The organism is Lysobacter sp. GQ73 (genome assembly GCF_059758755.1).
This window is the reverse complement of the sequence record NZ_JCAXEE010000004.1, coordinates 137,040-163,651: the sequence shown is the minus strand read 5'-3', so window position 1 is coordinate 163,651 and position 26,612 is coordinate 137,040. Positions and strand designations below refer to the sequence as shown.

The window sequence follows — 26,612 nt, the reverse complement described above, 5'->3', positions numbered from 1 at the left end:
GGACTAATGAAGGCGAAGACTGCGAAGATATTTTCGGCGGGCGTGATCGGCGTGTCGTTGATTTGCGGGACAATCTATTGGAGTTCTCGCGATCAAAATATACAACAGCCGTCGCGTGCTTCCGATTCTGAGTCCACCAAGGGCACTGAGAGTTCTTACGGTCAAGAACAAAGCAACAACCGGATTGGTGGCGTACTGCCACCAATCCATCAACCACTGAAGGAGTCCCTGGGCACACTTCGCCGAATGGCAGATAGTGGGCATCCGATTGCTGCCTGTCGTTTAGCTGCTGAATATCAGTTTTGCGCTGTGGCCGTTTCCAGAACAAATCGCCTGGATGACCTAGCAAGTACAGACCAGGCCGGAGCCCCAAAAGACGGCCCCAATCGATTTAAGCTGATAGATCCTTCGTTGCCCGAAGATGCAACACACTGTGAGGGAGTTGATCCACCGTCATCTCAGGCAATCGTCCAAGCCTGGCGGCGAGCAGCCGAACTTGGGAACGTTAAGGCGATGACAAACTATGCTGTCGGCAACGGCTTGTTCGCTAAAGACACGCTGAGCAATGTCGATGAGCTGAAGATATATAAGGATAACGCCGAAAAGTACGCGCGCCGTGCCGCTGAACTAGGCGATGGCGGTGCATTGCTGGCCCTAGCCGCGGCTTACTCTCCGCAAGCACACGAGTTAATGCCGTCCTTACTGACACAAGCGGTCAAGATAGACGTTCAAGAATCATTGTCGCTCTACCTACTTGCTAAAGACAGAATCCCAAACGATGCTGAGTCTGAGGCTTTACGGCAATTCGTTGACAGTAGAATCTCGGCTTTAGACGGATATGCCAGCTCCGAGCAGAAAAGCAACGCGAGGGCAGTGGCTGTTAGCCGGGGAGCAACGTGGAAAGCATCAAGTTTTCCAGAGGAAAGAGAGATAGCCGCGCTTGCAAGGGGTCGCGTGCTGGATTTGCGATTGGACGAATGCGAAGGGAACTGAGTTTCGAGGAATTCCTCGCGGTACCTGCCCCGTGACCCGGCGCCACAAGACCGATCGACGATCGATCGGCTAATAAAAAAAGCACCTGGACGCGAGTCCAGGTGCTTGTCTTGTTTGGTGGGTCGTGAAGGATTCGAACCTTCGACCAAAAGATTAAAAGTCTTCTGCTCTACCGACTGAGCTAACGACCCGAAGCGGTTGCTGCGGTCCCGGCGCTGCGCCGGGCCGGTGATTCTAACAAAACCTGCGGGGCGCAGTCAGGCCCCCTGGCCAAAGCTGTTCAGACGGCCGGCCTCAGACGTAGCGGGTCGGGTCGGCCACGCCGGCGGCGCTGAAGCCCTCGGCGCGCAGGCGGCAGGCGTCGCAATGGCCGCAGGCGCGGCCGTCGGCGTCGGCCTGGTAGCAGGAGACGGTCTCGGCGAAGTCCACGCCCAGGCGCAGGCCCTCGCGGACGATGTCGGCCTTGCTCATGAACTGCAGCGGCGCCTGCACGCGCAGGCCGGCGCCCTCGACGCCGGCCTTGGTCGCCAGGTTGGCCAAGCGCTCGAAGGCCTCGACGAACTCGGGGCGGCAGTCCGGGTAGCCGGAATAGTCGACGGCGTTGACGCCGCAGAAGATGTCGTTGGCGCCGAGCACTTCGGCCCAGCCCAGGGCGATCGACAGCATGATGGTGTTGCGCGCCGGCACGTAGGTGACTGGGATGTCGTCCTTGAGCGCGGCCTCGCCGATGGCGTGGCCGTCGTTGTCGAGCGGCACCGAGATGGTCTCGTCGGTCAGGGCCGAGCCGCCGATGCTGCGCAGGTCGACGTTGACGGTCTTGTGGGCGACCGCGCCTAGCGAGTCGGCGACGCGGGCCGCCGCGTCGAGCTCGGAGGTGTGGCGCTGGCCGTAGCGCACGCTGAGCGCGTGCACGGCGAAGCCCTGCTCGCGCGCGATGGCGATGACGACGGCGGAGTCCATGCCACCGGAAACGAGGACGACGGCTTTTTTCATGATGTGGGTCGGGGATCGGAAATTGGGGGGCTCGGGACTCGGGACTCGGGACTCGGGACTCGGGACTCGGGACTCGGGACTCGGGACTCGGGACTCGGGACTCGGGACTCGGGACTCGGGAAAAGGCTAAACGATGGAGACGATGGTTGGGCCGCCATCGCCGCGCAGGCGGGATCCAGAGGTTTCACCGCGGCATGGCTCTGAAGTCTCTGGATTCCCGCCTGCGCGGGAATGACGAGCAAGAGCAGAGCCACCAACGAGAGCCGAAGACCTTATCGGGGCTTCCAGCCCGGGGCTAGGGTTGGTCACGCACTCGAGTCCCGAGTCCCGAGTCCCGAGTCCCGAAACCCGAAACCCGAACCCCGAAACCCGAACCAGCCCCCTCACCGCCCCGGTTCGTCGTTCCAGAGAATCTTGTGCAGTTGCAGCTGGAATCGTACCTGCAGGCGGTCGGCGACGATCCAGTCGGCCAGATCGCTCGGCTTGACCTGGGTGAAGCTGGGCGAGAACAGGACGTCGCAGATCTGGGTCAGGCGGTGCTCGGCGACGATGCCCTTGGCCCACTCGTAGTCCTCGCGGCTGCAGATCACGAACTTGATCTGGTCGCGAGCGGTCAGCAGCGGCAGGTTGCTCCACAGGTTGCGGTGGGCTTCCTTGGAATCGGGGGTCTTGATGTCGAGCACGCGCGAGACGCGCGGGTCGACCGGGCCGATGTCGATCGCGCCGGAGGTTTCCAGCGAGACCTCATAGCCGGCGTCGCAGAGTTTCTGCAGCAGGGCGATGCAACGCTTTTGCGCCAGCGGCTCGCCGCCGGTGACGCAGACGTGGCGGGCGCCGTGCCTGGCGACCTCGGCCAGGATGGCGTCGAACTCCCACCATTCGCCGCCGTGGAAGGCATAGGCGGTATCGCAGTACTGACAGCGCAGGGGGCAGCCGGTCAGGCGCACGAACACGGTCGGCCAGCCGATGCTGTTCGACTCGCCTTGCAGCGACAGGAAGATTTCGGTCAGCCGCAGGCGTTCGGACGACGCTGCGGCCGTCTCGGTGGCAACGGCGGTCATGGGGTAACGGTCAGTTGCGCAGCCGGCTCAGCTGGATCGCATTGAGGCGGTCGGAAGCTGTGCGGGCGGCGTCGGTGCCGGGATAGCGGGCGGCAACGTCGGCGAGCGTGCGCTCGGCGGCATCGACCTGTTTGAGGCCGAACTGGGCCAGGCCGACCTTGAGCAAGGCGCCGGCGGCCTTGTCGTGGGTCGGATAGCGGTCGAGCAGGGTCTGGAATTCCTCCTGCGCGAGCTGGTAGTTCTGGGTGACGTAATAGCTTTCGCCGAGCCAGTACAGCGCATTGGGCGCGTAGGCCCCGCTCGGGTAGTTCGCCAGGAAGGCCTGGAACAGGCGCGCCGACTCGACGTACTGGCCGGCCTTGAGCGCGCTGAAGGCGGTGTCGTAGGCGCTGCGCTCGTCGCCGCTCTGGGCGAGCAGGCCGGCATCGCCGTGCACCGTCGGCGCGGTGTCCCTGACCGCCGCCGAAGGCGACGGCGCCGGGGGGGCCTGCGGTGCGGCGGCAGGAGCCGACGGCGCCACTCCGCCTTCGAGGCGGTTGAGGCGGTTGTCGGTGTCCAAGTACTGCGCCTTGCTGGTGTCCCGCAACTGGCGCGTGGTCTGCTGCAGTTCCTCGATCTGAGCGCGCAGGGCCTGCAGTTCGGTCTTGAGCTGAGTCACCTGATTGAGCAAATCGAGGTTGGCCTGGTTGTCCGAGGCACGCTGCTCGAGGACCGCGACGCGGTCGGCGAGGCTGGCGCGCTGGGCGAACGCGGGCGTGGCGGCCAGGCAGGCCGCCGCGATCGCCAAGGCTAGTGCGAACTTACGCATCGCTGAGATCAACCTTCGTGGTTCGTTCGGTCGGTGGACGGCGCCGATGCCCCGGCGCCGCCCTGCGCGACACCGCGATTACTTGGCGGTGTAGACGATTTCGACGCGACGGTTCTTGGCCCAGCAGTCTTCGTTCGACTCGGTGCAGACCGGGCGCTCTTCGCCGTAGGAGGTCACGGTGATCTGGCTGCCCGAACCGCCGTTGGCCTGGACCGCCGAGGACACCGCATTGCCGCGGCGTTCGCCGAGGCCGAGGTTGTACTCGCGGCTGCCGCGCTCGTCGGCATTGCCTTCGAGGGTCATGCGCGAGGACGGACGGTCGCGCAGGTACTTGGCGTGGCAACCGACGATCGCCTGGAATTCCGGCTTCAGCGAGTCCTGGTCGAGATCGAAGTAGACCACGCGCTGGCGCAGGCAGGCATCGGTGTCGAGATCGTTCGGGCCGTAGGCGCCCGAGGCGACCGGACCGCTGTCGGTCGGGGTGCTGGTGGACGGGCCGGTGCCGGAATCGGTCGGCGGGACTTCCTTGACCTTCTTCGAGCAGGCGACGGCTGCCGTACACAGCACGGCGGCGAGCAGGATGCGGGCGGTGTTGTTCATGGGTATTCCTCGTCAGTTGTAACGTGGGGCAGGAGTCGTTCGGGGGGGTGGCGCGTCCGCGCGCAGGGAAACGCCCGGCCGTTCATCGCGGCAGGCGGTAGGGTCCCCAGGCCGGTTCGCGCACGTCGCCGTCGGCGAGCACCAGGCGCTGGCGCACCCGGGCATCGGCTGAAACGGCATAGAGCACGCCACGGCGTCCTTCGCGCGCAGCATAAATGATCATGGAGGCATTCGGGGCAAAGCTCGGCGACTCGTCCAGCGAACCCGGCGACAGGGTGCTCCAGCGCGGCGAGCCCAGGCTGCTGTCCATCATCGCGATCCGGTAGGTATTGCCGGCGCCTTGCGCGGTGGCGATCTTCTTGCCGTCGAAGGCGACGCTGGCGCTGGCGTTGTAGCTGCCCTGGAAGGTGACGCGGGTGGCGCCGCCGCCGCTGGCCGAAACCTGGTAGATCTGCGGCTTGCCGCCGCGGTCGGAGGTGAAATAGATCTTGCTGCCGTCGGCGGCCCAGGTCGGCTCGGTGTCGATGCCGAAGTGGTTGGTCAGCTGGGTCAGCGCCTTGCTGCCGAGGTCCATCACGTAGATCTCGGGGTTGCCGCTGCGCGACAGGGTCAGGGCGAGGCGGCGGCCGTCCGGCGAGAACGCCGGGGCGCCGTTGATGCCGCGGAACTTGGCGATCAGCTCGCGGCTGCCGGTGCCGATGTTCTGGATGTAGATCGAGGAGTTGCCGCCCTCGAAGCTGACGTAAGCCAGGCGCGCGCCGTCCGGGCTCCACGACGGCGACAGCAGCGGCTCGGGCGAGCGCACCACGGTCTGCGGGTTGTAGCCGTCGGAGTCGGCGACCATCAGCGCGTAATTGCTGCCGCGGCCGACGCCGGTGGCGGTGACGTAGGCGATGCGGGTGAAGAACGCGCCGCGCACGCCGGTGATCTTCTCGTAGACCGCATCGGCGATCTGGTGGGCCACGTCGCGCATCGCGTTGGCGCGTGCGGTCAGGGCGAAACCGAGCAGGCGCTGCTGCTTGGCCACGTCGAACAACTCGTACTCGACCCGGTAGCTGCCTGCACCGGCATCGACCACGCGGCCGACCACGATGTAATCCTGGTTGAGCGCGCGCCAGTCCGGGTAGCTGATCTCGCTGCCCTTGGTCGGCTTGGCCGCCATCTGCTCGACCGGCAGGCCGCGGAACTGGCCGGACCGGTTGAGGTCGTTGCGGACGACTTCGGCCACGTCGGTCTGCGGCGCAGCGGCACCGCCCTGGTAGGGCATCGGCACCACCGCGATCGGCAGGGCCGAGGCGTTGCCGCCGACGATGTCGATCTCCAACCCTTGCTGTTGGGCTGCGGCGGCGAAGGGAAGCAGGAGAGCCAGCAGCGAGGCCAGCCAGCGCAGGGGTCGTTTCATCGGCACTCCGTGATCGGTCGACGCGGTTTGTTCAGGTTCGGCATTGTTAACGCTCGAGGGTGAACGTGGGCTCAAAAGCGGGGGTCAATTTGCGTTTCGGGCTTGCCGAATCGGCCCAACGGTCGCGATCGGCGCCCATTCCGGCCGTTTTGCCCCCCGTTGCGGACATGAATCCGGGGCCTCGGCGGGCCGGATGGCCCCTGGCCCGGCTCCGCCCGCGCCGCAGGCTCAGCGCTCGCGCAGCCGGTTCCACCAGCGCCGGGGCTTGGACACCACCGGGTCCTCGTCCTGGACCCGGAAGCTGAGCTGGATCTGCGGCCGGAACACTTGTTGGTAGCCCTGGTAAGGCAGCGGCGAGGCCTGGCGCGCAGCGGCGAGCAGGGACAGCCGCCCGCCCTCGTCCAGGCCGCAGGGCTCGATCACCTGCACCGACAGGACCCGCCCGCCCGGCGCCTGGCGCAGGTCGATGCTGCAACTGGCGTCGGCCGGCGTGGTGGCCGGCGGCGCCCATTGCTCGTCGATGGCGGTGCGCAGGACTTCGGCATAGCGCTGCTGGTTCTGCGCGGCCCGGTCCGACTGGGCCAGCCCGGCCGCGGACCACGCGCACAGCGCGAAGCCGGCGAGCAGGCTCAGGCGCAGCGGCACCGCCCTCGCCCCGCCCACTCAGCGGTCCTGGGCTTTGAAGTTGAGATTCAGATTGCGCTGGAACACCGACTCGAAGCCCGCATACGGCAAGGGCTGGGCCTTGAGCACGGCGGCCTCGATCGAACGCCGGCCTTGCTCGTCGTAAGAGCACGGCTCGACCACCTCGACCGCGAGCACGTTGCCGCCGGGCGACTGGCGGATGTTCAAGCGGCAACCGGCGCCGAGCGGCACGCTGTCGGGGCGCGTCCACTTCTCGACGATCGCGGCCTGCAGGGCGGCGGCGTACTTGGCCGCCAGGCCGGTGTCTACGCCCTGATTGCCGGTGGTCGCCGGCGCGGCGGCGGCGGCGTTCTGGCTGGCCTTGGCCGCGCGCGCGTCGGCGATCTGCTGCAGCTTCTGTTCGCTCAGGCTCTGCTCGCGCTGCAGCCTGGCGCGCTCGGCGCGGATCTTCTCCAACTGCTTGTCGCGTTCGAGTTGTTCGGCGGCCAGACGCTTTTGCTGCTGGGCTTCTTCCTGGCGCTGCTGCTCGGTCAGGTCGACCTGTTCCTGGCGCGCCTTGGCTTCCTGGACCTTCTGCTCTTCGGCGCGGTTCGGCGTGGGCGTGTCGACCACCTGTTCCTGGCTGGTCGTGTCCGGCACCGGGATGAAGTCCTGCGGCGATTGCTGTTGCGGCGCGGTCGCGTCCTGCGGCTTGGGCTCGGGGATGGGCTGCGGCAAGGGCGAGGCGTCCTCCGGCTCGGGCAGCGGCAACGGATCGACCGGCTCGGGGCGGTTGCGCAGGGTGCGCTGCATCGCCGCGGAGAGATCGCTGACGTCGGTCAGCTCCGAAGACAGCGGCGACCCCGCCGCGGACACCTGCGCGCTGTTCCAGTTCCAGAGCATGCTCAGGAAGATGGCGGCGACCAGCAGGCCGTGCAGCAGCACGGCCAGCATGATGGCTTGCGCGGTGTCGGCGCGGGTTTCCCTCATTTCTTCGCGCCCTTCTCGGGCTGGCTCATCAGGCCGACCTTCTCCACGCCGACGTCCTTGAGGATGTTCATCACGTCCATCACCGGCTGATAGTTCGAGCGGCCGTCGGCGGCGATGTAGACCTGCAGCTTTTCCTTGCCGTTCTGCTTGACCAGCGCGCCGACCTTGGTCGCCAGCGTTTCGCGGTTGACCGCTTCGTTGCTGCCGGCCTTGACCGCGAGGAAATAGTTGCCCTGGGCGTCGACCTGGACCACCACCGGGTCTTGCTTGGTCTCGATCGACTTGAGGTTGGAATTGGGCAGGTCGACGTCGATGCCGAGGGTCAGCAGCGGCGCGGTGACCATGAAGATGATCAGCAGCACGAGCATCACGTCGATGTAGGGAACGACGTTGATCTCGGCCTTGAGTTTGCGTTTGCGCGGGCGGCGGATGGCGGTGCCGGACATGGCGGAATTCCTCGTCGGTTACGCGTTGCGGTCGCGCTGGCCGTGGCGCAGCGGACGCGGGCGGTGCAGGCAGCGGTGCGGGCGGCCGTACAAGCGATGGGGCGCGAGCCGCATCACTCGTCCAGGTGGGCCTGGCGCTGCAGGATCGAGGAGAACTCTTCGGAGAACGCGTCGTAACGCACGGCCAGGCGCTCCACGCCGGTGGCGAAGCGGTTGTAGGCCCACACCGCCGGGATCGCCACGAACAGGCCCATCGCGGTGGCCAGCAGCGCCTCGGAGATGCCCGGGGCGACGTCGGCGATGCCGACCTGCTTGGATGCCGAGACCAGCGAATGCATGGTCACCATGATGCCGAATACGGTGCCGACCAGGCCGATGTAGGGCGAGGTGGAGCCGATGTTGGCGAGCAGTTCGAGGTTGTGTTCCAGGCCATCGAGCTCGCGCGAGCCGGTCGCGCGCATCGCTCGCTGGGCGCCTTCGAGCTGGGCGCGCGCGTCGACGCCGCGGCGCTGGCGGATGCGGTTGAACTCGCGGAAACCGGCTTCGAAGATCGCCTCCAGGCCGCCCATCGCGCGGTTGCGCTCGGTGGTGCCGGCGTAGAGCTTGGACAGCTCGGCGCCCGACCAGAAGCGCTCCTCGAAATGATCGGCTTCGGCACGCGCGCGGCGGATCACCTTCCATTTGCGGAAGATGATGATCCACGAGGTGATCGAGGCGATCACCAGCAGGGCCATGATGAACTGGACCGGGAGGCTGGCCTTGATCACCAGGTCCCAGAGATTGAAGCTGGCGGCTTCGCCGGCCGCGGCGGCGCCTTGGGTCACGGCCTGGACGGCTTCCTCCGGCAGGGCTTCCACGGTCGTGGCCAGAAGCGCGATCAGCGATGACGTCATGCTTGGTTCTCCGTAGCCCGGTACGCGGGCCTGTGGTGGGGCTGGGTGGTCCGTGGGGAGTAACGAACCGCCGGATGATTAGGGTTCAACGGTGACCTGGGCGCGAGGGCCTGGGGCTCAGTCGTCGCGGCCGGCCTGGACTTCCTGCGCCTGCAACTGCGCGAACAAGGCCGCTGGAATCGCGCAGGGACGCAGGTGCTCGGCGTCGACCGCGGCGACCCGGACCTCGGCGTCGATCAGTTTTTCCCCGCCGCACCGCACGCTCTGCGCGAAGATCAGGCTGGCGCGGCGGCAGCGCCGCAGTTCCACCGTGACCTCCAGCGCATCGTCGAGCCGCGCCGGCTTGAGGAAACCGATCTGCATCCCGGCAACCACGAACAGCAGCCCGTGATCGCGGCGCAAACCGTCCTGGCCGTAGCCCAAGGCGCGCACCCATTCGGTCCGCGCGCGCTCCAGGAACGCCAGGTACTGAGCGTGATAGACCAGTCCGCCAGCGTCGGTATCTTCCCAATAGACGCGTGTCGGCCAACTGAACACCGATTCGACCGCGCTCATGGCTCGGACGCCTCTTCGAACAGCCCGGCGGTATCGGCGCGGGGTTTCAGGCCCATGTGCCGGTAGGCGCGCTGGGTCGCCATGCGGCCGCGGGCGGTGCGGATCAGATAGCCCTGCTGGATCAGGAAGGGCTCGATCACGTCCTCGAGGGTGCCGCGTTCCTCGCTGAGGGCGGCCGCCAGCGACTCGACCCCGACCGGGCCGCCGTCGAAGGACTCGATGATGGTGCGCAGCAGGCGCCGGTCGAGATCGTCGAACCCTTCCGGATCGACCTTGAGCATGGCCATGGCGGCATCGGCGGTCTTCAGGTCGATGTTGCCGCCGGCGCGGACCTGGGCGTAGTCGCGCACCCGCCGCAACAGGCGGTTGGCGATGCGCGGGGTGCCGCGCGAGCGCCGGGCGATTTCCGCCGCGCCCTCGGCTACGCAGGAAATGCCGAGAATCTGCGCCGAGCGGCGCACGATCCGGGTCAGGTCCTCGGTGTCGTAGAACTCCAGGCGCTGGACGATGCCGAAGCGGTCGCGCAGCGGCGCGGTCAGCAGGCCGGCGCGAGTGGTCGCGCCGATCAGGGTGAACGGCGGCAGGTCGAGCTTGATCGAGCGCGCGGCCGGGCCTTCGCCGATCATGATGTCGATCTGGTAGTCCTCCATCGCCGGATACAGCACCTCCTCGACCACGGGCGAGAGGCGGTGGATCTCGTCGACGAACAGCACGTCGTGCGGCTGCAGGTTGGTCAACAGGGCGGCCAGGTCGCCGGCCTTCTCGATCACCGGGCCCGAGGTCTGGCGCAGATTGACCCCGAGCTCGTTGGCGATGACGTGGCTGAGGGTGGTCTTGCCCAGGCCCGGCGGGCCGAAGATCAGCACGTGATCGAGGGCCTCGCCGCGGTGCTTGGCGGCCTCGATGTAGATCTTGAGCTGCTCGCGCACCGGTTGCTGGCCGAGGTATTCGTCCAGCCGCTTGGGCCGGATCGAAGCCTCGATGGCGTCGTCTTCGCGGGTCGAGGAGGCAGCGATGATGCGGTCTTCGGTCATGCCGCTATGTTCGCATGGGACGGTGCGCGGGCGCAGGACGGAAAGTCCCGGGGTGGCCCGGTGGCGGGTTCAACGCCCGGGCGGTGGGGCGGCTTGCCGCGGGAGCCGGTTACCGCGCCGAGCCTGGACGACCGTGAGCCTGGAGACAGACCGCCCCTTCGACGAAGGGGACGGTCGGCTGACGTCGTGCGGCGAAGCCCCCCTGTCCTGTCCAGAGGGGCAAACGCATCGGCGAAGCGGAAGTTCAGTACGTCCTTCAAGCGAAATGCACGTCGTAGCGATCGTGCACTTCGGCCAGGCGCTCGGGGTCGACTTCGCCCCGCATGATGCTCGGCAGCATGCGGAAGTAGTCGAAACGGTCGATGCCAGGGGTCAGGGTGATGAATACGTCGGCCACCTGGCCCGCGCCGGCACCGAAGGAATGCACGACGCCGGGCGGGATCACCGCGTAACCGCCCTTCTCGACGGTCACGGCCTCGCCGTCGATGATCATCTCCAGCGCGCCGTCGAGCACGTAAAACGCTTCGCTCGAACGCTTGTGATGATGCGGCCTGGCGCCGGCGGCGCCGGCTTCCAGGCGCAGGCGGTTGGCGCCGAGCGCGCCGCAGCAGTCGCTGGCGTCGGCCAGCAACCACAACTGGGTGCCGTTGCCGGCGATGGTTTCGGCGGCTTGTTGCTGGATCACGAACGCGCGTTGTTTCGACATCGCAAAGCCTCGCAGTCGGTTAGGTCGACGGCAGGCTAGTCCGGCGCGCCGCGCCGCGCAGCGGCAGGCGTGGAACGCTTATTTCCCGGCCCGCCACGGACATCGCTGTGTTCCCGTGGCGGGGATTGCCAAGAAGGTCACGCACCGGTGCGGCCGGTGCGCCTGCGTCCGATCAGATTTCGACCTGGGCGCCGAGTTCGACCAGGCGGTTGCCCGGAATGCGGAAGAAACCGGTCGCCGGCGCCGCGTTGCGGTGCATGAAGGCGAACAAACGGTCGCGCCAGATCGGCATGCCGCGGTGACGGCTGGCGACCACGGTTTCGCGGCTGGCGAAATAGGTGGTGTCCATCGGGTCGAAATAGATGCCGCCGGCGTCGCAGGAGCGCATCAGCGCCAGCGGCACGTCGGGCACTTCCATGAAGCCGAAGCGGATCAGCACCCGGTAGAAGTCGTTGCCGATCGCCTCGATCTTCAGGCGCTTCTCGCGCGGCGCGTACGGAATGCCCAGCGTTTCCACGGTCAGGAACACGTTGCGCTCGTGCAGCACCTTGTTGTGCTTGAGGTTGTGCAGCAAGGCATGCGGCACCACGCCCTTGTCGGCGGTCATGAAGATCGCGGTGCCGGGCACGCGCACCGGCGGCGCCAGCATCAGGCCGGGCAGGAAGCTGCCGAGCTGGATGCCTTCCTTGCGCACTTCCTCGTGCAAAAGCTCGCGGCCGCGGCGCCAGGTGCGCAGCAGGGTGAACACCACCAGGCCCAGCACCACCGGGAACCACGCGCCCTGGAAGAACTTGGCGCCGTTGGCGATGACGAAGCCGACATCGACGACGAAGAACACCACGCACAACGGCAGCACCCACTTGCGCCAGCGCGGCCACAGCGCGCGCGCGACCAGCGCCAGCAGCAGGGTGTCGATCAGCATCGTCGCCGAGACCGAGATGCCGTAGGCCGTCGCCAGCGCGGTCGAGCTGCGGAAGGCCAGCACCACCGCGATCACCGTGATCGCCAGGATCCAGTTGATGTACGGCACGTAGATCTGGCCGATGGTGTCGCTGGAGGTGTGCTTGATCTGCATGCGCGGGATGTAGCCCAGCTGCATCGCCTGGCGCGCGACCGAATAGGCGCCGGTGATGACCGCCTGCGAGGCGATCACCGCCGCCATCGTCGCCAGCACGATCATCGGGTACAGCGCCCAGGCCGGCACCGCCTCGAAGAACGGGTTCTTGACCGCTTCGGGGTGGTGCAGCACGAACGCGCCCTGGCCGAGGTAGTTCAGCATCAGGCAGGGCAGCACCATGGTGTACCAGGCATAGCGGATCGGACGCGCGCCGAAGTGGCCCATGTCGGCGTACAGCGCCTCGCCGCCGGTGACCGCCAGCACCACCGCGCCGAGGATCAGCACCGAATGCGAGCCGTGCTCGACGAAGAAGCGCACGCCCCAGCGCGGGTCCAGCGCCTTGAACACCTCCGGCGCCTGGACGATGTTGTAAATGCCGATCGCGGCGAGCGAGAGGAACCACAGCATGGTGATCGGCCCGAACACCTTGCCGACCTTTTCGGTGCCGAAGCGCTGGGCCAGGAACACCATCACCAGGATCAACACGGTGATCGGCACGATGAAACGGTGCAGGCCGGGCGCGGCGACTTCCAGGCCCTCGACCGCGCCGAGCACCGAGATCGCCGGGGTGATGACGCTGTCGCCGAAGAACAGCGAGGCGCCGAAGATGCCCAGGATGCCGACCACGTAGGCCGAGCGCCCGCCCTTGGCCAGAGTGCGCTGGGCCAGGGTCATCAGCGCCATGATCCCGCCTTCGCCTTCGTTGTCGGCGCGCATGATGATGGTCACGTATTTCAGGGTGACCACGATCATCAGCGCCCAGAACACCAGCGACAGGATGCCGAGCACCGTGTCGTGATTGCCGGTCAGGCCGAAATGCGGCGAAAACGCCTCTTTCAGCGTGTACAGCGGGCTGGTGCCGATGTCGCCGAAAACCACCCCGATGGCGCCCACGACCAGCCCGGGCAACCCCTTCTTGGAGCCGTGATGGCCTGAGTCTTGCCCGTTCCCGGCCGAATGGCCGTGAGCGTGCTTGCCTTGGGAAGAGGGAACAGTGGAGGACATGTCGCGTGGTTCCGTGGCGGTAACCCGCCTTGGCTCAACGAAGCGCGGACTTTAGCGCTTTGCGGATGATGGCGGCTGCATCGTCGCCGGCGGCGGTGGCCTCGCGCGCCATGCGCGCGGCCTCGGCCGGTTTGTAGCCCAGCTGCTGCAGGGCGATGGTGGCCTCGCTCTGCGGATCGGCGGGAACCCCGCTGGAACCGAGCGTGGGCGCGCCGAGGCCGGCCAGATCGGCGGCGCGATCGCGCAGCTCGACGACCATGCGCTCGGCGGTCTTCTTGCCGATGCCCGGGATCCGGGTCAGCGCGGTGACGTCGCCGGTCTGGACCAGGCGCGCGAATTCCTCGACCGGCACCCCCGACAGCACCGCCAGGGCGATCTTGGCGCCGATGCCGCTGACCCGCTGCACGTCGCGGAACAGACGCCGCTCGGCCTCGCGCAGGAAGCCGTACAGCGAGACGCTGTCTTCCTTCTGCGCATAGTGGGTGAACAAGGACACTTCGCGGCCGAGCTCGGGCAGGTCGTAGAACGTGCTCATCGGCGCTTCGAGCTCGTAGCCGACGCCGTTGACGTCCACGATGAGCCACGGCGGCTGCTTGTGGATCAGGGTGCCTCTAAGACGACCGATCACTGTGGAGCTCCGGAAACGGCTGGCCACGCGCACCGGTAAAACGGCCGGGCGCGAAGCGGGCTGGGACGATGCGAAGACGAAGGCGGCATGTCGGACGGAACGCGGGTGCGGGCGCAGCTCCCTGCCCCGTGCGCGGCCGGGCCTGTGGCGCGGGCCGGGTTCACGCCCCGCGCCTGCGCAACTGGTGGGTCGCGATGCCGGTGCGCAGCGCCGTAGCACTCATGTGGGCATGGGTCAGGGCCACCGCAAGCGCATCGGCGGCGTCGGCCTGCAGCTTCACTTCGGGAAGATTCAGCAACAGCCGCACCATGTGCTGGACCTGCTGCTTGTCGGCCGCGCCGCGGCCCACCAGCGACTGCTTGATCAGGCGCGGCGCGTACTCGCTGATGGCGATGCGCCGGCGCACCACGGTCGCCAGTGCGGCGCCGCGGGCATGGCCGAGCTTCAGCGCGGAGGTGGCCGACTTGTCCATGAACACGGTCTCGATCGCGACCTGGTCGGGTCGGTACTCGTCGAGCACCGCTTCCAGGCCCTCGCACAGCAGGCCCAGGCGCGAGGGGAAATCCTCGGCGTCGAGCAGCTTGAGCGCTTGCGCGTGCACGTACACGCAGCGTCCGTCGGCCGCGACGTCGATCACGCCGAGGCCGGTCCGCTGCGAACCGGGGTCGATCCCAAGGATTCTAGTCACGGCGACAGCTTACGCGTTATGCGTAAGCGTCCTCGTCCAGATCGGCGTTCGAGTAGACGTTCTGGACGTCGTCGAGGTCTTCCAGCCAGTTCAGCAGCTTGACCACCTGCTGGGCGGTCTCCCCGGTCACGGCGATGTTGTTGTCGGCGCGCAGGGTGACTTCGGCCTGGCCGGCGACCAGGCCGGCGGCGTCCATCGCGGCCTTGACCTGGGCAAACGCTTCGGCGCTGGTCAGCACGTCGATCGAGCCGTCTTCCGGATAGACCACCACGTCGTCGGCACCGGCTTCGATGGCGACCTCGGTGATGCGCTCCTCGTCGGCGCCGGCCTCGAACCACAGCACGCCGCGCTTGGCGAACATGAAGGACACCGAGCCGTCGGTGCCGAGGTTGCCGCCGAACTTGCCGAAGGCATGGCGCACGTCGGCGACGGTGCGGACCTTGTTGTCGGTCAGGCAGTCGACGATCACCGCCACGCCGCCCGGGGCATAGCCCTCGTAGCGGATTTCTTCGTACTCGACGCCTTCCAGCGCACCGGTCGCCTTCTTGATGGCGCGCTCGATGACGTCCTTGGTCATGTTCGCCGACAGGCCCTTGTCGATGGCGCTGCGCAGGCGCGGATTGCTGTTGGGATCGCCGCCGCCCGAACGCGCCGCCACGCTGATCTCGCGGATGATCTTGGTGAAGATCTTCCCGCGCCGCGCATCCTCGGCGTTCTTGCGTGCCTCAATCGACGGACCTCTACCCATGGCGATAACCGGACGTGTTGTCTGAACAAGCCGGCGATTTTACTCGATCGTGCCCGCCCGCCGGCGGCCCGGACGACAATCGTCGGCGATCGGCCCGCTTCGGGCCGTTTGGGCGCTCTGCCCGGCTGAGCGATCGCTCGGTCGCCCGGCTCAGTCGCCGAACCGGCCGCGCCGGAAAAACCCCTCGGCCAGCCGCGCCGCCTGCGCCGAAAACAGCAGGCCGCTGTGGCTGGCGTCGATGACCGTGTGGTCGCGCAGGCCCGGCAGGCGGGTCTCGGCGACCGCCACGGTGCCGTCGTTTTCGCCCTCGAAACGGCCGAAGAAGCGCCCCAGCCCGTGCGGGGTGCGGCCGGCGATCAGCCCGACCTCGGCCGCGCCGCGCCATGGCGGGCAACCGCGTTGGAGCACTTCGGCGGCGCGGCCGAGCACCGCCGCGCTCCAGGCCTTGCGGGCCAGGCCGCCGGCGGCGGCGCTGCCGCACAGCGGGGTGCCCAGGCAGACCACGCGCCGCACCGGCAGCTGCGGCCGCTCGCGCAGGGCGTCGAGGACGATCAGACCGCCGAGGCTGTGCGCCAGCACGTGGCAGGGCGTATCCAGGCGCGCCGCCAGGCGCGCGACCGAGGCCTCGGGGCCGGCGGCGGCGCCGGCATAGGCGAAGACCTCGGGTTCGAAGCCGGCTGCCTTCAGGCGCGCGCCGAGCCAGGCCATCGACGCCCCGGGCATCCAGATGCCGTGCAGCAACAGCACCCGGCGCGGCCCGCGCGGTCTGGCGGCGCGCGCTGCGGCGGGTTCGGCGGTCTTGTGGGGGTCCGTGTCGCTGCGGCTGTCCATGCCGCGAATATGGCCGTCGTCGCCGGCGAATCCAAGCGCGCGGCGATAACCGCGTCGATGAGCGCCAGACGGCATTCAGCGATGCCGCCGCGCAGCCCCGGGGGCCGTGCGGCGGCATCGGGCCGATCAGCAGCGGTGCAAGGTCAGACCGGTCGGCGCGCCGGCCGCGCCCCAGGTCTGTACGTAGCCGTCGCATTCGATGCGGCCGCCGCCGATGGCGTTGCCGCTGCTGTCGTAACGCGTCCACTCGGCCCATTCGACGCCGAGGATCGGGTAGCGCGCGAACGCCGAGCCCGCCACCGCCACCAGTCCCAACAACAACGCTGCCGTGAATACCGCTTTACGGGTACGAAGCATCTGACCTCTCCTTGTGTGTGCCGCGGACTGCATGTCCGCGCTTGCAGGCTAAGCCAGAGCGCCACCACGAATGTTCACCGAAGACCGCCGGACATCACAGTTCGAGGATGCCGATGCCCGCCGAACCGTGCGTTGCCCCGCCTGCGGCTGCGACGGAGTGGTCCAAATCGGAACCCGTCAATACAGATCCAGCCCTATCCCATCGCGAAACCGCGACTCATCTCAACAAAGTCGAAGATAAAAACACGATCGCCGCCAGAGTGTGACGGCGAGCCAATCCTGCGCGTGTTCGCAGCCCCCAGGATTCGCCGCACCTCCCCCCGCTCTTTCGGAAGCCGGTATGACCTTGCGGCACCCTGCCTTGCCCGTCGTCAACGTGTTGGCCTCGGCGCTGCTCGCCGCGGTCGCCATGTTTCCCGCAGCGCCCGCATGTTCAGGCGAGCTGCGTCCCAGCCAAAGCAACAACGATCTGTCCAACCCGCATCGCGGCTTCCTGCTTTGGGGCAGCACCGCCGTCGCCGACGGCGGTCTGCCCGACAACCACTACGGCGCATCGATCTATCAGATCTACGTCCCGTGGCGCGAAATCGAAACCGCCGACGAGCAGTTCGACTGGGACCGGTTCGAAACCAACCACCTGAAGCCGATCCTCGACGAAAACCCCAACGCCACCTTCGTGCTGCGCCCGGTCGCCGACTATCCCGACAGCGTGGCCAACAACATCGGCTACTTCTACCGCAACGAAGCCGAGCCGCTGCGCGCCTATCCGAAGTTCCTCGAACTGGCGCCGGTGAGCATCCAGTTCCACAACTACAGCCAGACCCAGTGCGACGACGTCGGCCCCGGCCGCGCGCCGATCTACAACACGCCGGCGATGCGCCAGCAACTGGTGCAGTTCGTGCAGGCGTTCGGGCGCCGCTACGACGGCGACCCGCGCATCACCGCGGTGCACGTCGGCCTGCTCGGCTTTTGGGGCGAGTGGCACACCGCCGGCTGCGACAGTTGGGAGCCCGACGCGACCACCCGCAGCGTGGTGCGCGATGCTTATGCCGCGGCGTTCCAGCAAACGCCGGTGCACAGCCGCTACGCGCGCCAGTCCGACGTCGGCGGCACCCAGTTCGGCTTCAGCGAAGACTACTTCCCGTCGTTCACCGCGATGTGCAACAGGTTCGCGACCCGGCTGCCCGAGTGCGACGACAGCGGCTGGCACAACCTGGAGTGGGGTTTCCGCAACGACGCCACCGCCGCGCGCGGCAACTGGAAGTTCAACCCGATCGGCGGCGAAAGCCCGAACAACGGCCAAAAGGCCACCTGGACCGGACGCACCAACGACATCCTGACCCTGCTGCGCGAGTACCACTTCACCTGGCTCGGCCCGGCCGGCCAGCATGAGGTCGATCCGGCGGGCAAGCCGTCGACGTTCAAGGCCAACATGCTCAAGGTCAAGCGCGCGCTCGGCTACGAGTTCACCGTGCGCCAGGTCAACTGGCCCGACAGCATGCGGGCCGGTGCGGCGATCCCGCTCAAGCTGAGCGTCGAGAACACCGGTTCGGCGCCGCTGTACCAGGTCTATCAGACCGAACTGCATTGGGTCGACGCCGGCGGCACCACCCGCGCCAAGGCCGCCTTCGACTATCCCTTGAACGCCTTGATGCCGAACACCGTGCCGGCGCTGATCGACGCCACCGCGCAGGTGCCGGCCACGCTCGCGCCGGGCAGCTATTCGCTGCGCCTGGCGATCGCCGACAGCTGGCCCGGCCGGCCGGCGATCAAACCGCAGAACACAGGCCGCGACGCCGCCGGCCGACTGACGCTCGGCACGGTGACCGTCGCCGCGGCGGCGACCGGCCTTTGAACGCGCGGCCCGGCGTTCATACCCTGAACCTCGCCCCGCCCTGCATCGAATCCTGGCGCAGGCATTCACGCCCGGAGTCCGGAACCGACCCGGCGCCGCTCACATAAGCGCGTAAGCGCCCTCGCTCCATACGCCTGCGCCCGCGCGATCCGCGGGCGCAGTCACGTTCGCGGACCCGGCCTGCCCCTAGATTCCCCGACGCCCATCGGGGCCAAATCACCAGGGAGTCGGTATGAAACGATCGTCATGGTTCCTGGCGCTGAGCGTCGCGCTCGCGCCCTGCTTCGCCGCACACGCCGCGCCGCCGCGGGTCACCCAAGGCCTGGTCGGCGAATGGCATCTGGAGTTGTCCGGCAACACCGCTTACGACACCAGCGGTTTCGGCCGCAACGGCCTGGTCGTGGGCGGCGCCGCGTCGAGCTACGGCTGGCTCAACGCCGGCGCCGACTTCAGCGCCGGCAAGTACGTCGAAGTGCCCAATTCGTCGAACCTCAACTTCGGCACCGGCAGCTTCACCGTGGCCGCATGGGTACGCATGGCCAATCCCGGCTCCTCGATCGTCAAGACCCTGGTCGAGAACCGCGCCAGCGGCGTCGGCCGCGGCTACTCGTTCGGCGTCGATCAGGGCCGCAACGTGCTGCTGCAACTCAACGACGGCAGCACCTGGGCCAACTACGTCTCCGATGGCAGCCTGGCGCTGGCGCCGAACCGCTGGCACCACATCGCCGCGGTGGTCAACCGCAGCACCGCGCCGAACACGATCTCGTTCTACATCGACGGCCGCCGCACCACCGCCCAGCCGACCCCGATCGCGGCCAACATCGACAACGGCGACCGGCCATTCCTGATCGGCGGGCACAAGGACAGCCCGTCCTATCGCTTCAACGACCGCGCCGACGAAGTGCTGGTCTACAACCGCGCGATCCCGGCCGACGCCAGCGGCGGCCTCGGCGACCTGATGGCGCCGGGCCGCACCGTTTTCCAGCCGGCCTACTGGAACGACGACGCCACCCGTAAGCGCTACAACAACTGCTACAACTACGCCAACAACAAAGCCACCAACACCTTCGCCCAACCCGGCCGCGCCGCCGGCTCGATGTACAGCTCGATCAGCTGCGCCGCCGTGCACGCCGCCGCGGTGCGCGACGGCCTGGAGCCGGTCAGCGACATCAACGCTTCCAGCTACAAGAACATCGCCGCACTGGTGGTCGGGCCCAATTACGACTATCACTGGTACCGCCGCGACGCCAACGGCAAGTGGACCCACAAGCCCGGCCAGACCTCCGCCACCAACCGCGACAATTCCGGCAACGAAATCACCGACCCGCGCACCGCCAACCGCGGCGCCTACACCGATTTCTGCGGTTTCTTCCGGGTCTGGTCCGACAACGTGGAGGGCACCGGCCATGAACAAGTCAACTAAGCCTGCGTCCACCCTGGGAATCGCCATGACCAAGCTTTCGCTGAAAACCCTGTTGACCGGCCTGGCCCTGCTGGCCGCGCCGGGCTTCGCCCTCGCCGCCGAAGCGCCGGGCCTGCAGATCACCTACCTGGTGTATTCGGGCCGCCCGAACCCGGTGGTGACCGTGACCGACCCGGCCGCCCTGCGCGCGATCGAAACCCGCCTGGCCGATGCCCTGGCCGCCCCGGCCAAGACCGGCGCCGCGGCCGAGCCGGTGCTCGGCTACAACGGCATCCTGCTCGAACACGTCGGCGGCTCGTCCGCTAAAGCGAAGCCGCAGCCGTTGCTGATCAAGGGCCGGCAAGTGCGCGTCGACACCGCACCGGCCACCGCCATGAAAGCCGCGACGGCGACCACCCGCCAGTCGGCGGCCGCCGGCGACCTGGAAGCGATGCTGCTCAAGCTCGGCCAGAAACAGGGTGCGCTCGATGCGACCACGTTGAACGTGTTGCTCGACCAGCGCTGAGCATCGGCGTTTCGATGCGGCCTTCCCGTTTCGGCGGGGAGGCCGTTTTGTTTTGGCGGGTGCGGGTTGCGGGTTGCGGTTGGCGGTTGGCGATATGCGTGTAGAGACAGCGGCGCCGCGAACCTACCCCTGTGGGAGCGAGGTAAGCCGCGACCGCAGGGGGCGGAGAGGCAGCGAGGCTATCGCCATTCGCAGAACCGGCGGATTATCGCCAGGGCAGGAGCGGCGCAAGCCGCGACCACCATGCTTCAATCTCGCTTCGCACTCGCAAAACCTCTGTAGGAGCGACGTGAGTCGCGACCGCGCCACCTCGATCTCGTGCCGACACCGGCCGCAGCCCGTCAGGGTAGGAGCGACGCAAGCCGCGACCTCGCTGCACTGGTCTCGCGGCGCGAAGATTTTGTCGTTGCATTGCGCCGCTGCGCACTAGCGAAGGCAATTGAAGACCCGGAGGGCGGCCCGCAAGGATGCGGGCCGTTTTTCATCGGGACAGGGATGTCCCGTATGAAAAATCCCTGCGTATGCGACGATCGCGCGGGCACTTGATTCAAAACAAAGCACTTTTCTTTGGTTACCTTTCTTTTGTTGCTTTAGACAAAAGAAAGTAACCCGCCGCTTTAGTGGCGGAAGCTTTGGGTTTGATATTGATCTTGATCTATTAGATGAGAGAGGCGCCGCAAGACCGCCGCCTGTCTCACCCCGAAACCGCCACCGCATCGCGCCGCAGAATGAATTCATGGTCTCGCGTGTTGCCGACGATGAAGTCGTAATGCCCCACCTTCTCGAAGCCGTACCGGCTATAGAACCGCTGCGCGCCCAGGTTCTCCGACCACACGCCGATCCACAGGGTCCGCGGGCCATCGCGCTGCAGCCAATCGAACACGGTGTCGAACAAACGTGCGCCCCAGCCGCCGTTCTGCGCTTCGCGCAATACGTACAGCCGCTTGAGCTCGCCGTCGCCTTCGGCCACGTCCGGATGCGGCAGGCCGCAGGGGCCGGCCGCGGCATGGCCCACGACGACGCCGTCGCGTTCGAGCAGGAAGACCGCGTAGTCCGGGTGCGACAGGATCACGGCCTGTTTCTCGACCGAATAGCTGTCGAGCAGGAATGCTTGCAGGTCTTCAGGCGGGTACAGGTGGCCGAAGGTCTCGACGAAGGTGCGGCTGGCGATGTCGGCGACGGTTGGCGCTTCGTCGACGCCGGCGCGGCGGATGGAAAAGGTCGGTGCGGCGTTCGTCATAAGGCCTCGCGGTACGGCGGACGGTAACGATGGAGCGGCAACGCAAACAAGCTGGCGGGGGCCGATGACCGGCACAACCTCACTCGGCAGCCCCGACAGGCGCATCCCGCAGGCGGAGGAAACCAGCGACCTGCAGCGGCGCGCGACGATCCCGCGCGCCGCGGGAACCGGGCTCGACGAGCCCGGCACTGCGACCGGTCAGGCCGGGTCTTGCTTCGGACGCACCATTACGTGCACTTCGGCCAGCTGCGCATCCGGGATCGGCGACGGCGCGCCGGTCATCAGGCACTGCGCGGTGGTGGTCTTCGGAAACGCGATGACGTCGCGGATCGACTCGGTGCCGCCCATCAGCGCGGCGATGCGGTCGATGCCGAAGGCGATGCCGCCGTGCGGCGGCGCGCCGTACTTGAGCGCGTCGAGCAGGAAGCCGAACTTGGCCTCGGCTTCTTCGGCGCCGATGCCGAGCAGGTCGAACACCGCCGACTGCATCTGCGGGCGGTAGATGCGGATCGAACCGCCGCCGATCTCGTTGCCGTTGAGCACCATGTCGTAGCCGCGCGAAACCGCGGTCTTGGCGTTGGCGCGCAGGTCGGCGATGTCGTCGACCGCGGGCGCGGTGAAGGGGTGATGCAGGGCGACGTAGCGCTGCGCTTGTTCGTCCCACTCGAACATCGGAAAATCGGTGACCCACAGCGGCTTCCAGCCCTCGGCGACCAGGCCCAGGTCCTTGCCGAGCTTGAGCCGCAGCGCGCCCATGAAATCGCTGGCGGTCTTGTAATCGGCCGCGCCGAAGAAGATCGCGTCGCCGCTCTGGGCGCCGCTGAGCTCAACGATCTTGGCCAGAGTGGCGTCGTCGAGGAACTTGGCGATCGGCGAATTGATGCCGTCGCGGCCCTTCGACGCGTCTTCGATCTTCATCCAGGCCAGGCCCTTGGCGCCGTACTTGGCCGCGTGCGCGCCGCACTCGTCGATCTGCTTGCGCGACCAGCCGGCCGCGCCGGGGGCGCGCAAGGCGACGACGCGGCCGTCGGCGTGGTTGGCCCAGTCGGTGAAGACCTTGAACTCGCACTGCTTGACCAGTTCGGCGATGTCGACGAATTCCAGGTCGATGCGCAGGTCGGGCTTGTCCGAACCGTATCGGCGCATGGCTTCGGCATAGGTCATGCGCGGGAACTGCGCATCGAGTTCGACCCCGATGGTTTCCTTGAACACCACCCGGATCATGTCCTCGACGGTGTCCTGCACGTCGCGCTCGGAGACCCAGGCGAACTCCATGTCGAGCTGGGTGAATTCGAGCTGGCGGTCTGCGCGCAGGGCTTCGTCGCGGAAGCAGCGCGCGATCTGGTAGTAACGGTCGAATCCGGCCACCATCAGGATCTGCTTGAACAACTGCGGCGACTGCGGCAGGGCGTAGAACTCGCCCGGATGCATGCGCGCCGGCACCAGGAAGTCGCGCGCGCCTTCCGGCGTGGCCTTGGTCAGGATCGGGGTCTCGATGTCCTGGAAGCCGCGCGCATCGAGCCAGCGGCGCAGCGACTGCACCAGGCGGATGCGGGTGCGCATCATCTTCTGCATCTCGGGGCGGCGCAGGTCGAGGTAGCGGTAGGTCAGGCGGGTTTCCTCGCCGGCGTTCTCGTGCGCGTGGAACGGCAGCGGCTCGGCCTTGTTGAGCACCTCGATCGTCGCCGCCAGCACTTCGACCTTGCCGCTGCGGATCTTTTCGTTGGCGGCCTGGCGCGCGCGCACCGTGCCGGTCACCCGCACGCAGCTCTCCACGCTCAGATCGCCGGCGGTCTTGAACAGCTCGGCGGTATCGGAGTCGACGACGATCTGCACCACGCCCTCGTGATCGCGCAGATCGGTGAACACCACGTGGCTTTGGACGCGATTGGTGTTGACCCAGCCGCACAGGGTGACGGTCTGGCCGATCAGCGCCTCGTCGACGAGGCCGCAGAAATGGGTACGCATGAAAACTCCGATTGGTCGAACGCTGGATCGTGGGGGTTTGTCGCAGGAGGGGCCTGGGCCGGGCCGCGGCGCGGGCGCCGGGCCGGAAACACCTCGCCGGCCGGGGCCGGAACCGGTCATTCTAGTGCACGGCGGGAGCGGCATGCGTTCGCCGGAGCGTAGGGCAGAAACGGCCGGGCCGCTGGTTCGCGCTAGCCCGGGAGCCGAAAGCGGCCGCGAGGCAACGCCGCACGACGCCGCACGACACCAGGCGCAGCCGGATCCAACGCGCCCGGGTCAGGCAGCCGACGCGCTGTCGACCGGTTCGGCGTTCGCAATCAGCCCGCGCAGAAACAGCAGAATCAACCGGCCCGACGGATCGGGCCGGGGCCGCGCGCCTTGCAGCGCCAAGCCGTGAGCCAAGGCCATGAACGCCGCGGCCAGTTCCTCGGGTTCGGCCGGCGGCCGGCGCCCGAGGGCGGCGAACAACTTGCCGATCACGCCGCCGAGCCCGGCCCGGTGCGCATCCCAGACACGCTGGTACTTGTCGGCGAAGGTCGGGCTGCGCCTGGCGTGCAACTGCAGTTCGATCGACAGCACGCACCAGCCGACGTCGCGGTTGAGGGTGGCGGCCCAGGACTCGAGCTCGCCGAATATCCGCTCGGGCGTACGCCCGCCGCTGTCCATGAGCTCGGAAAGTTGTGCGGCTTCGGCCTCCATGTGACCTCGCAGCAGCTCCAGCAGGACCTCCTCCTTGCTGGCGAAGTTCGAGTAGAAGGCGCCCTGCGAATAACCCGCCCGGTCGGCGATGTCGCGGATCGAGGTGCCTGCGTATCCGTTCGCGACGAACAGCTGCCGCGCGGTTTCGATCAGTCGCGCGCGGGTCTGCGCCTGGCTTTCCTCGCGGCTCAGCCGCTTCTTCGGCATGGGTTCGCTCATGCGCCAAAGATCACACGACTGCCGATCGTCTGCAACTCAGATATCGCTTGACATCCAAAATCACTCCAGGCAGATTAAATTTCAATTGAATTTTGAATTTCATCCGCCATGCAAAGTGCTCCCCAACTGACGTCCGCGTTCGTCACCGGCGCGACCGGCCTGCTCGGCAACAACCTCGTGCGCGAGCTGATCGCGCAGGGCGCCCAGGTCAAGGCACTGGTCCGCTCGCTGGACAAGGGCAAGCAGCAATTCGCCGGGTTGGCGGGGGTCGAGCTCGTCCTGGGCGACATGGCCGATGTACCCGCCTTCGCCGCCGCACTGCTGGGCTGCGATGTCGTGTTCCATACGGCGGCCTTCTTTCGCGACAACTACAAGGGCGGCCGGCACTGGCAACAGCTCAAGCGCATCAACGTAGAGGGGACCGAATCGCTGATCGAGCGCGCGTACGCCGCGGGCGTGCGCCGGTTCGTCCAGACCTCGTCGATCGGCGTGCTCAACGGCGCGCCGGGCACTCCGATCGACGAAACCTGCCTGCGCGAGCTGGGCGATGCCGACGACTACTACCGCAGCAAGATACTGGCCGACCAGGCGGTGCTGCGCTTTCTGGCGCTGCATCCGGACATGCACGCGAGCCTGGTGCTGCCCGGCTGGATGTGGGGACCGGCCGATATCGGCCCCACCTCGTCGGGCCAGTTCGTCAACGATGTAGTGCTGGGCAAGTTGCCCGGGCTGGTGCCCGGCAGCTTTTCGGTGGTCGATGCGCGCGACGTGGCGCAGGCGCATATCGCAGCGGCGATGCGCGGCAGGCGCGCCGAACGGTATCTGGCCGCCGGCCGGCATATGACGATGCGCGAACTCGTTCCCGTGCTGGGCAGGATCGCCGAAGTCAAGACGCCGACGCGCGACTTGCCCCTGCCGCTGCTGTACGCCCTGGCGGCGGTGCAGGAAATCTATGCGCGCATCAGCGGCCGTCCCATCCTGCTCAGCCTCGCCACGGTGCGGTTGATGGTCAAGGAAGCCGGGCGCAGCCACTTCGATCACGCCAAGAGCGAACGCGAACTGGCCCTGAAGTTCAGGCCGCTCGAACAAACCGTGGCCGACACCGTCGCCTGGTACCGCAGCCACGGTTGGTTTTGACGCTCGGCTCGATCCCGGTCGGGCCGTCGCAGCAGTCCCCAACTCGGGCCGCACTCTTTCCGCGGGCTCGTCCGGCATGGGGCCTCACGGCGGACCACAGTCCCGGCCCGATCTCGCGTTGTAGCCTTGTCCCCGCCTTCGCGGGGATGACGATCCAAGAAAACCGAGGGTAAAGAAGGCGCGACCAGGGTCGCGAGACCATCCGCCGCGCTCCGTCGCTGTTCGGCGCAAAGCGGCATCCGGCGAGGACGAAGCAGTCCCGGAAACGCACTGGGGCGCCTCGCGGCGCCCCAGGGGAATCCAATCAAGACCCGGACGGGGCTCAGCTCAGCTCGCCCCGCCGCCGCTCGCCGGCTTGCTGGCCGCCGCGGTATCGGCCTTCTTCTCGGGTTTGGCCTCGGCCTTCTTCTCGGCCGGCTTGTTGTCGCCGCCGGATGCGGCGGAGCCCGAAGACGCGCCGCCGGAGCTGCCCTCGCCGGCCAGATTGCGTTTCTTGTCGCCGTCCTTCTTGAAGTCGGTCTCGTACCAGCCGCCGCCGGCCAGGCGGAACTGCGGCGCGGTCAACTGGCGCCCCACTTTCTCGGCGCCGCACTCGGGGCAGACGGTGGGGTCGGCGTCGGACAGCTTCTGCAGACGATCGAAGGCGTGGCCGCAGGCGCTGCACTGGAAGGCGTAGATAGGCATGGCGGTGACTGTAGTTCGGGACGACGGACTGGCAGTGTGGGGGCGGATCGCGGCGATGCAAGGCGCGGCGGCCTCTGATCGGACCCGCATCGAGCTCGTTTCAGGCCCCGGCGGGTTCGCTCCGGCCCCGGTCGGCGCGGTCTCGGCTACCGGCAAAGCCGCCGTTTCCTGCCGTTGCCAGGCCTCGTCCGAGCCGTGATCCGTCGGCGCCGGTGACGAAGGGCCGGATTCACATGGCGCCCGCCCTCATCCGGCGCTGCGCGCCACCTTCTCCCGCAAGCGGGAGAAGGATCCGCCCTTGCTCTGCCCTGCCCCTGCCGTTGCTGTAGGCGCCACGACTTTGCTGTTGCCGTTGCCGTTGCCGTGCGTCGATTCGCACTAGCGAAGGCCATAGAAGACCCGG

27 protein-coding genes and 1 tRNA gene are annotated in these 26,612 nt (G+C 67.5%); 5 read left to right on the top strand and 23 right to left on the bottom strand.

Annotated features, from left to right (window positions below; genetic code table 11):
• Window positions 1-6: 6 nt before the first annotated feature.
• Window positions 7-993 carry a hypothetical protein gene (locus AC6CH2_RS13320; protein ID WP_498269648.1) on the top strand — a complete coding sequence of 329 codons (987 nt, stop codon included), beginning with the start codon at window positions 7-9 and terminating at the stop codon, window positions 991-993.
• Window positions 994-1,108: 115 nt separating this feature from the next.
• Here the strand turns inward: AC6CH2_RS13320 and AC6CH2_RS13315 are convergent.
• From AC6CH2_RS13315 to AC6CH2_RS13225, 19 genes are all read right to left on the bottom strand, one after another.
• Window positions 1,109-1,184: transfer RNA gene (locus tag AC6CH2_RS13315), tRNA-Lys, on the bottom strand.
• 103 nt (window positions 1,185-1,287) lie between these two features.
• A complete protein-coding gene (gene queC / locus AC6CH2_RS13310; RefSeq protein WP_498269647.1) occupies window positions 1,288-1,986 on the bottom strand; it encodes a 7-cyano-7-deazaguanine synthase QueC in 699 nt (232 codons plus the stop codon).
• 383 nt (window positions 1,987-2,369) lie between these two features.
• Window positions 2,370-3,047, bottom strand: coding sequence for a 7-carboxy-7-deazaguanine synthase QueE (queE, locus tag AC6CH2_RS13305; RefSeq protein WP_498269646.1), 678 nt, complete (start codon window positions 3,045-3,047; stop codon window positions 2,370-2,372).
• 10 nt (window positions 3,048-3,057) lie between these two features.
• On the bottom strand, window positions 3,058-3,855 hold the full coding sequence (gene ybgF, locus AC6CH2_RS13300) for a tol-pal system protein YbgF (protein ID WP_498269645.1): 798 nt from the start codon (window positions 3,853-3,855) through the stop codon (window positions 3,058-3,060).
• A 78-nt stretch (window positions 3,856-3,933) separates the two neighbouring features.
• Window positions 3,934-4,455, bottom strand: a complete 522-nt coding sequence (gene pal, locus AC6CH2_RS13295; protein WP_435393975.1) for a peptidoglycan-associated lipoprotein Pal — start codon at window positions 4,453-4,455, stop codon at window positions 3,934-3,936.
• Window positions 4,456-4,537: 82 nt separating this feature from the next.
• Window positions 4,538-5,857, bottom strand: a complete 1,320-nt coding sequence (gene tolB, locus AC6CH2_RS13290; protein ID WP_435393974.1) for a Tol-Pal system beta propeller repeat protein TolB — start codon at window positions 5,855-5,857, stop codon at window positions 4,538-4,540.
• Window positions 5,858-6,085: 228 nt separating this feature from the next.
• Window positions 6,086-6,520, bottom strand: a complete 435-nt coding sequence (locus tag AC6CH2_RS13285) for a hypothetical protein (RefSeq protein WP_498269644.1) — start codon at window positions 6,518-6,520, stop codon at window positions 6,086-6,088.
• Window positions 6,521-7,471 (bottom strand): cell envelope integrity TolA family protein, encoded by a 951-nt coding sequence (locus tag AC6CH2_RS13280; RefSeq protein WP_498269643.1) that lies wholly within the window; start codon window positions 7,469-7,471, stop codon window positions 6,521-6,523.
• Window positions 7,468-7,917: a protein TolR gene (gene tolR, locus AC6CH2_RS13275; protein ID WP_031373500.1), complete on the bottom strand. Its 450-nt coding sequence runs from the start codon at window positions 7,915-7,917 to the stop codon at window positions 7,468-7,470. The genes AC6CH2_RS13280 and tolR overlap by 4 nt, the downstream gene beginning before the upstream one ends.
• Before the next feature lie 113 nt (window positions 7,918-8,030).
• Entirely contained in the window at window positions 8,031-8,810 is a 780-nt protein-coding gene (gene tolQ / locus AC6CH2_RS13270) for a protein TolQ (protein ID WP_435393971.1), read from the bottom strand.
• Window positions 8,811-8,927: 117 nt separating this feature from the next.
• Window positions 8,928-9,365 (bottom strand): tol-pal system-associated acyl-CoA thioesterase, encoded by a 438-nt coding sequence (gene ybgC / locus AC6CH2_RS13265; protein ID WP_498269642.1) that lies wholly within the window; start codon window positions 9,363-9,365, stop codon window positions 8,928-8,930.
• A complete protein-coding gene (gene ruvB, locus AC6CH2_RS13260; RefSeq protein WP_498269641.1) occupies window positions 9,362-10,399 on the bottom strand; it encodes a Holliday junction branch migration DNA helicase RuvB in 1,038 nt (345 codons plus the stop codon). Before ruvB ends, ybgC begins: the two co-directional genes overlap by 4 nt.
• Window positions 10,400-10,655: 256 nt before the next feature.
• Window positions 10,656-11,105, bottom strand: a complete 450-nt coding sequence (locus tag AC6CH2_RS13255; RefSeq protein WP_498269640.1) for a cupin domain-containing protein — start codon at window positions 11,103-11,105, stop codon at window positions 10,656-10,658.
• A gap of 172 nt (window positions 11,106-11,277) precedes the next feature.
• Window positions 11,278-13,227 carry a potassium transporter Kup gene (locus AC6CH2_RS13250; protein ID WP_498269639.1) on the bottom strand — a complete coding sequence of 650 codons (1,950 nt, stop codon included), beginning with the start codon at window positions 13,225-13,227 and terminating at the stop codon, window positions 11,278-11,280.
• Between the two features lie 34 nt (window positions 13,228-13,261).
• Window positions 13,262-13,855 carry a Holliday junction branch migration protein RuvA gene (ruvA, locus tag AC6CH2_RS13245; RefSeq protein WP_435393966.1) on the bottom strand — a complete coding sequence of 198 codons (594 nt, stop codon included), beginning with the start codon at window positions 13,853-13,855 and terminating at the stop codon, window positions 13,262-13,264.
• 160 nt (window positions 13,856-14,015) lie between these two features.
• Entirely contained in the window at window positions 14,016-14,543 is a 528-nt protein-coding gene (gene ruvC, locus AC6CH2_RS13240) for a crossover junction endodeoxyribonuclease RuvC (protein ID WP_435393965.1), read from the bottom strand.
• A 16-nt stretch (window positions 14,544-14,559) separates the two neighbouring features.
• Window positions 14,560-15,291 (bottom strand): YebC/PmpR family DNA-binding transcriptional regulator, encoded by a 732-nt coding sequence (locus AC6CH2_RS13235; protein WP_435393964.1) that lies wholly within the window; start codon window positions 15,289-15,291, stop codon window positions 14,560-14,562.
• Window positions 15,292-15,441: 150 nt separating this feature from the next.
• On the bottom strand, window positions 15,442-16,122 hold the full coding sequence (locus tag AC6CH2_RS13230; RefSeq protein ID WP_498269923.1) for an alpha/beta hydrolase: 681 nt from the start codon (window positions 16,120-16,122) through the stop codon (window positions 15,442-15,444).
• A 126-nt stretch (window positions 16,123-16,248) separates the two neighbouring features.
• Window positions 16,249-16,479, bottom strand: coding sequence for a hypothetical protein (locus AC6CH2_RS13225; protein WP_435393962.1), 231 nt, complete (start codon window positions 16,477-16,479; stop codon window positions 16,249-16,251).
• 340 nt (window positions 16,480-16,819) lie between these two features.
• Between AC6CH2_RS13225 and AC6CH2_RS13220 the strand changes: the two genes are divergently transcribed.
• From AC6CH2_RS13220 to AC6CH2_RS13210, 3 genes are all read left to right on the top strand, one after another.
• Complete coding sequence (locus tag AC6CH2_RS13220; protein ID WP_498269638.1) at window positions 16,820-18,334, top strand: DUF4832 domain-containing protein; 1,515 nt, start codon at window positions 16,820-16,822, stop codon at window positions 18,332-18,334.
• 232 nt (window positions 18,335-18,566) lie between these two features.
• Entirely contained in the window at window positions 18,567-19,757 is a 1,191-nt protein-coding gene (locus AC6CH2_RS13215; protein WP_498269637.1) for a LamG domain-containing protein, read from the top strand.
• A 25-nt stretch (window positions 19,758-19,782) separates the two neighbouring features.
• Entirely contained in the window at window positions 19,783-20,262 is a 480-nt protein-coding gene (locus AC6CH2_RS13210) for a hypothetical protein (RefSeq protein ID WP_498269636.1), read from the top strand.
• A 694-nt stretch (window positions 20,263-20,956) separates the two neighbouring features.
• Here AC6CH2_RS13210 and AC6CH2_RS13205 read toward each other — a convergent pair.
• The 3 genes from AC6CH2_RS13205 to AC6CH2_RS13195 all read right to left on the bottom strand — a co-directional run bounded on the left by AC6CH2_RS13205 (window position 20,957) and on the right by AC6CH2_RS13195 (window position 24,388).
• Entirely contained in the window at window positions 20,957-21,502 is a 546-nt protein-coding gene (locus AC6CH2_RS13205) for a GNAT family N-acetyltransferase (RefSeq protein ID WP_498269635.1), read from the bottom strand.
• Window positions 21,503-21,700: 198 nt separating this feature from the next.
• Window positions 21,701-23,470 carry an aspartate--tRNA ligase gene (gene aspS, locus AC6CH2_RS13200; protein ID WP_498269634.1) on the bottom strand — a complete coding sequence of 590 codons (1,770 nt, stop codon included), beginning with the start codon at window positions 23,468-23,470 and terminating at the stop codon, window positions 21,701-21,703.
• Between the two features lie 276 nt (window positions 23,471-23,746).
• Window positions 23,747-24,388, bottom strand: coding sequence for a TetR/AcrR family transcriptional regulator (locus AC6CH2_RS13195; protein WP_498269633.1), 642 nt, complete (start codon window positions 24,386-24,388; stop codon window positions 23,747-23,749).
• A gap of 108 nt (window positions 24,389-24,496) precedes the next feature.
• Between AC6CH2_RS13195 and AC6CH2_RS13190 the strand changes: the two genes are divergently transcribed.
• A complete protein-coding gene (locus AC6CH2_RS13190) occupies window positions 24,497-25,525 on the top strand; it encodes an SDR family oxidoreductase (protein ID WP_498269632.1) in 1,029 nt (342 codons plus the stop codon).
• A 327-nt stretch (window positions 25,526-25,852) separates the two neighbouring features.
• Here the strand turns inward: AC6CH2_RS13190 and AC6CH2_RS13185 are convergent, their stop codons facing one another.
• Window positions 25,853-26,209: an FmdB family zinc ribbon protein gene (locus AC6CH2_RS13185; RefSeq protein ID WP_498269631.1), complete on the bottom strand. Its 357-nt coding sequence runs from the start codon at window positions 26,207-26,209 to the stop codon at window positions 25,853-25,855.
• Between the last annotated feature and the right edge of the window lie 403 nt (window positions 26,210-26,612).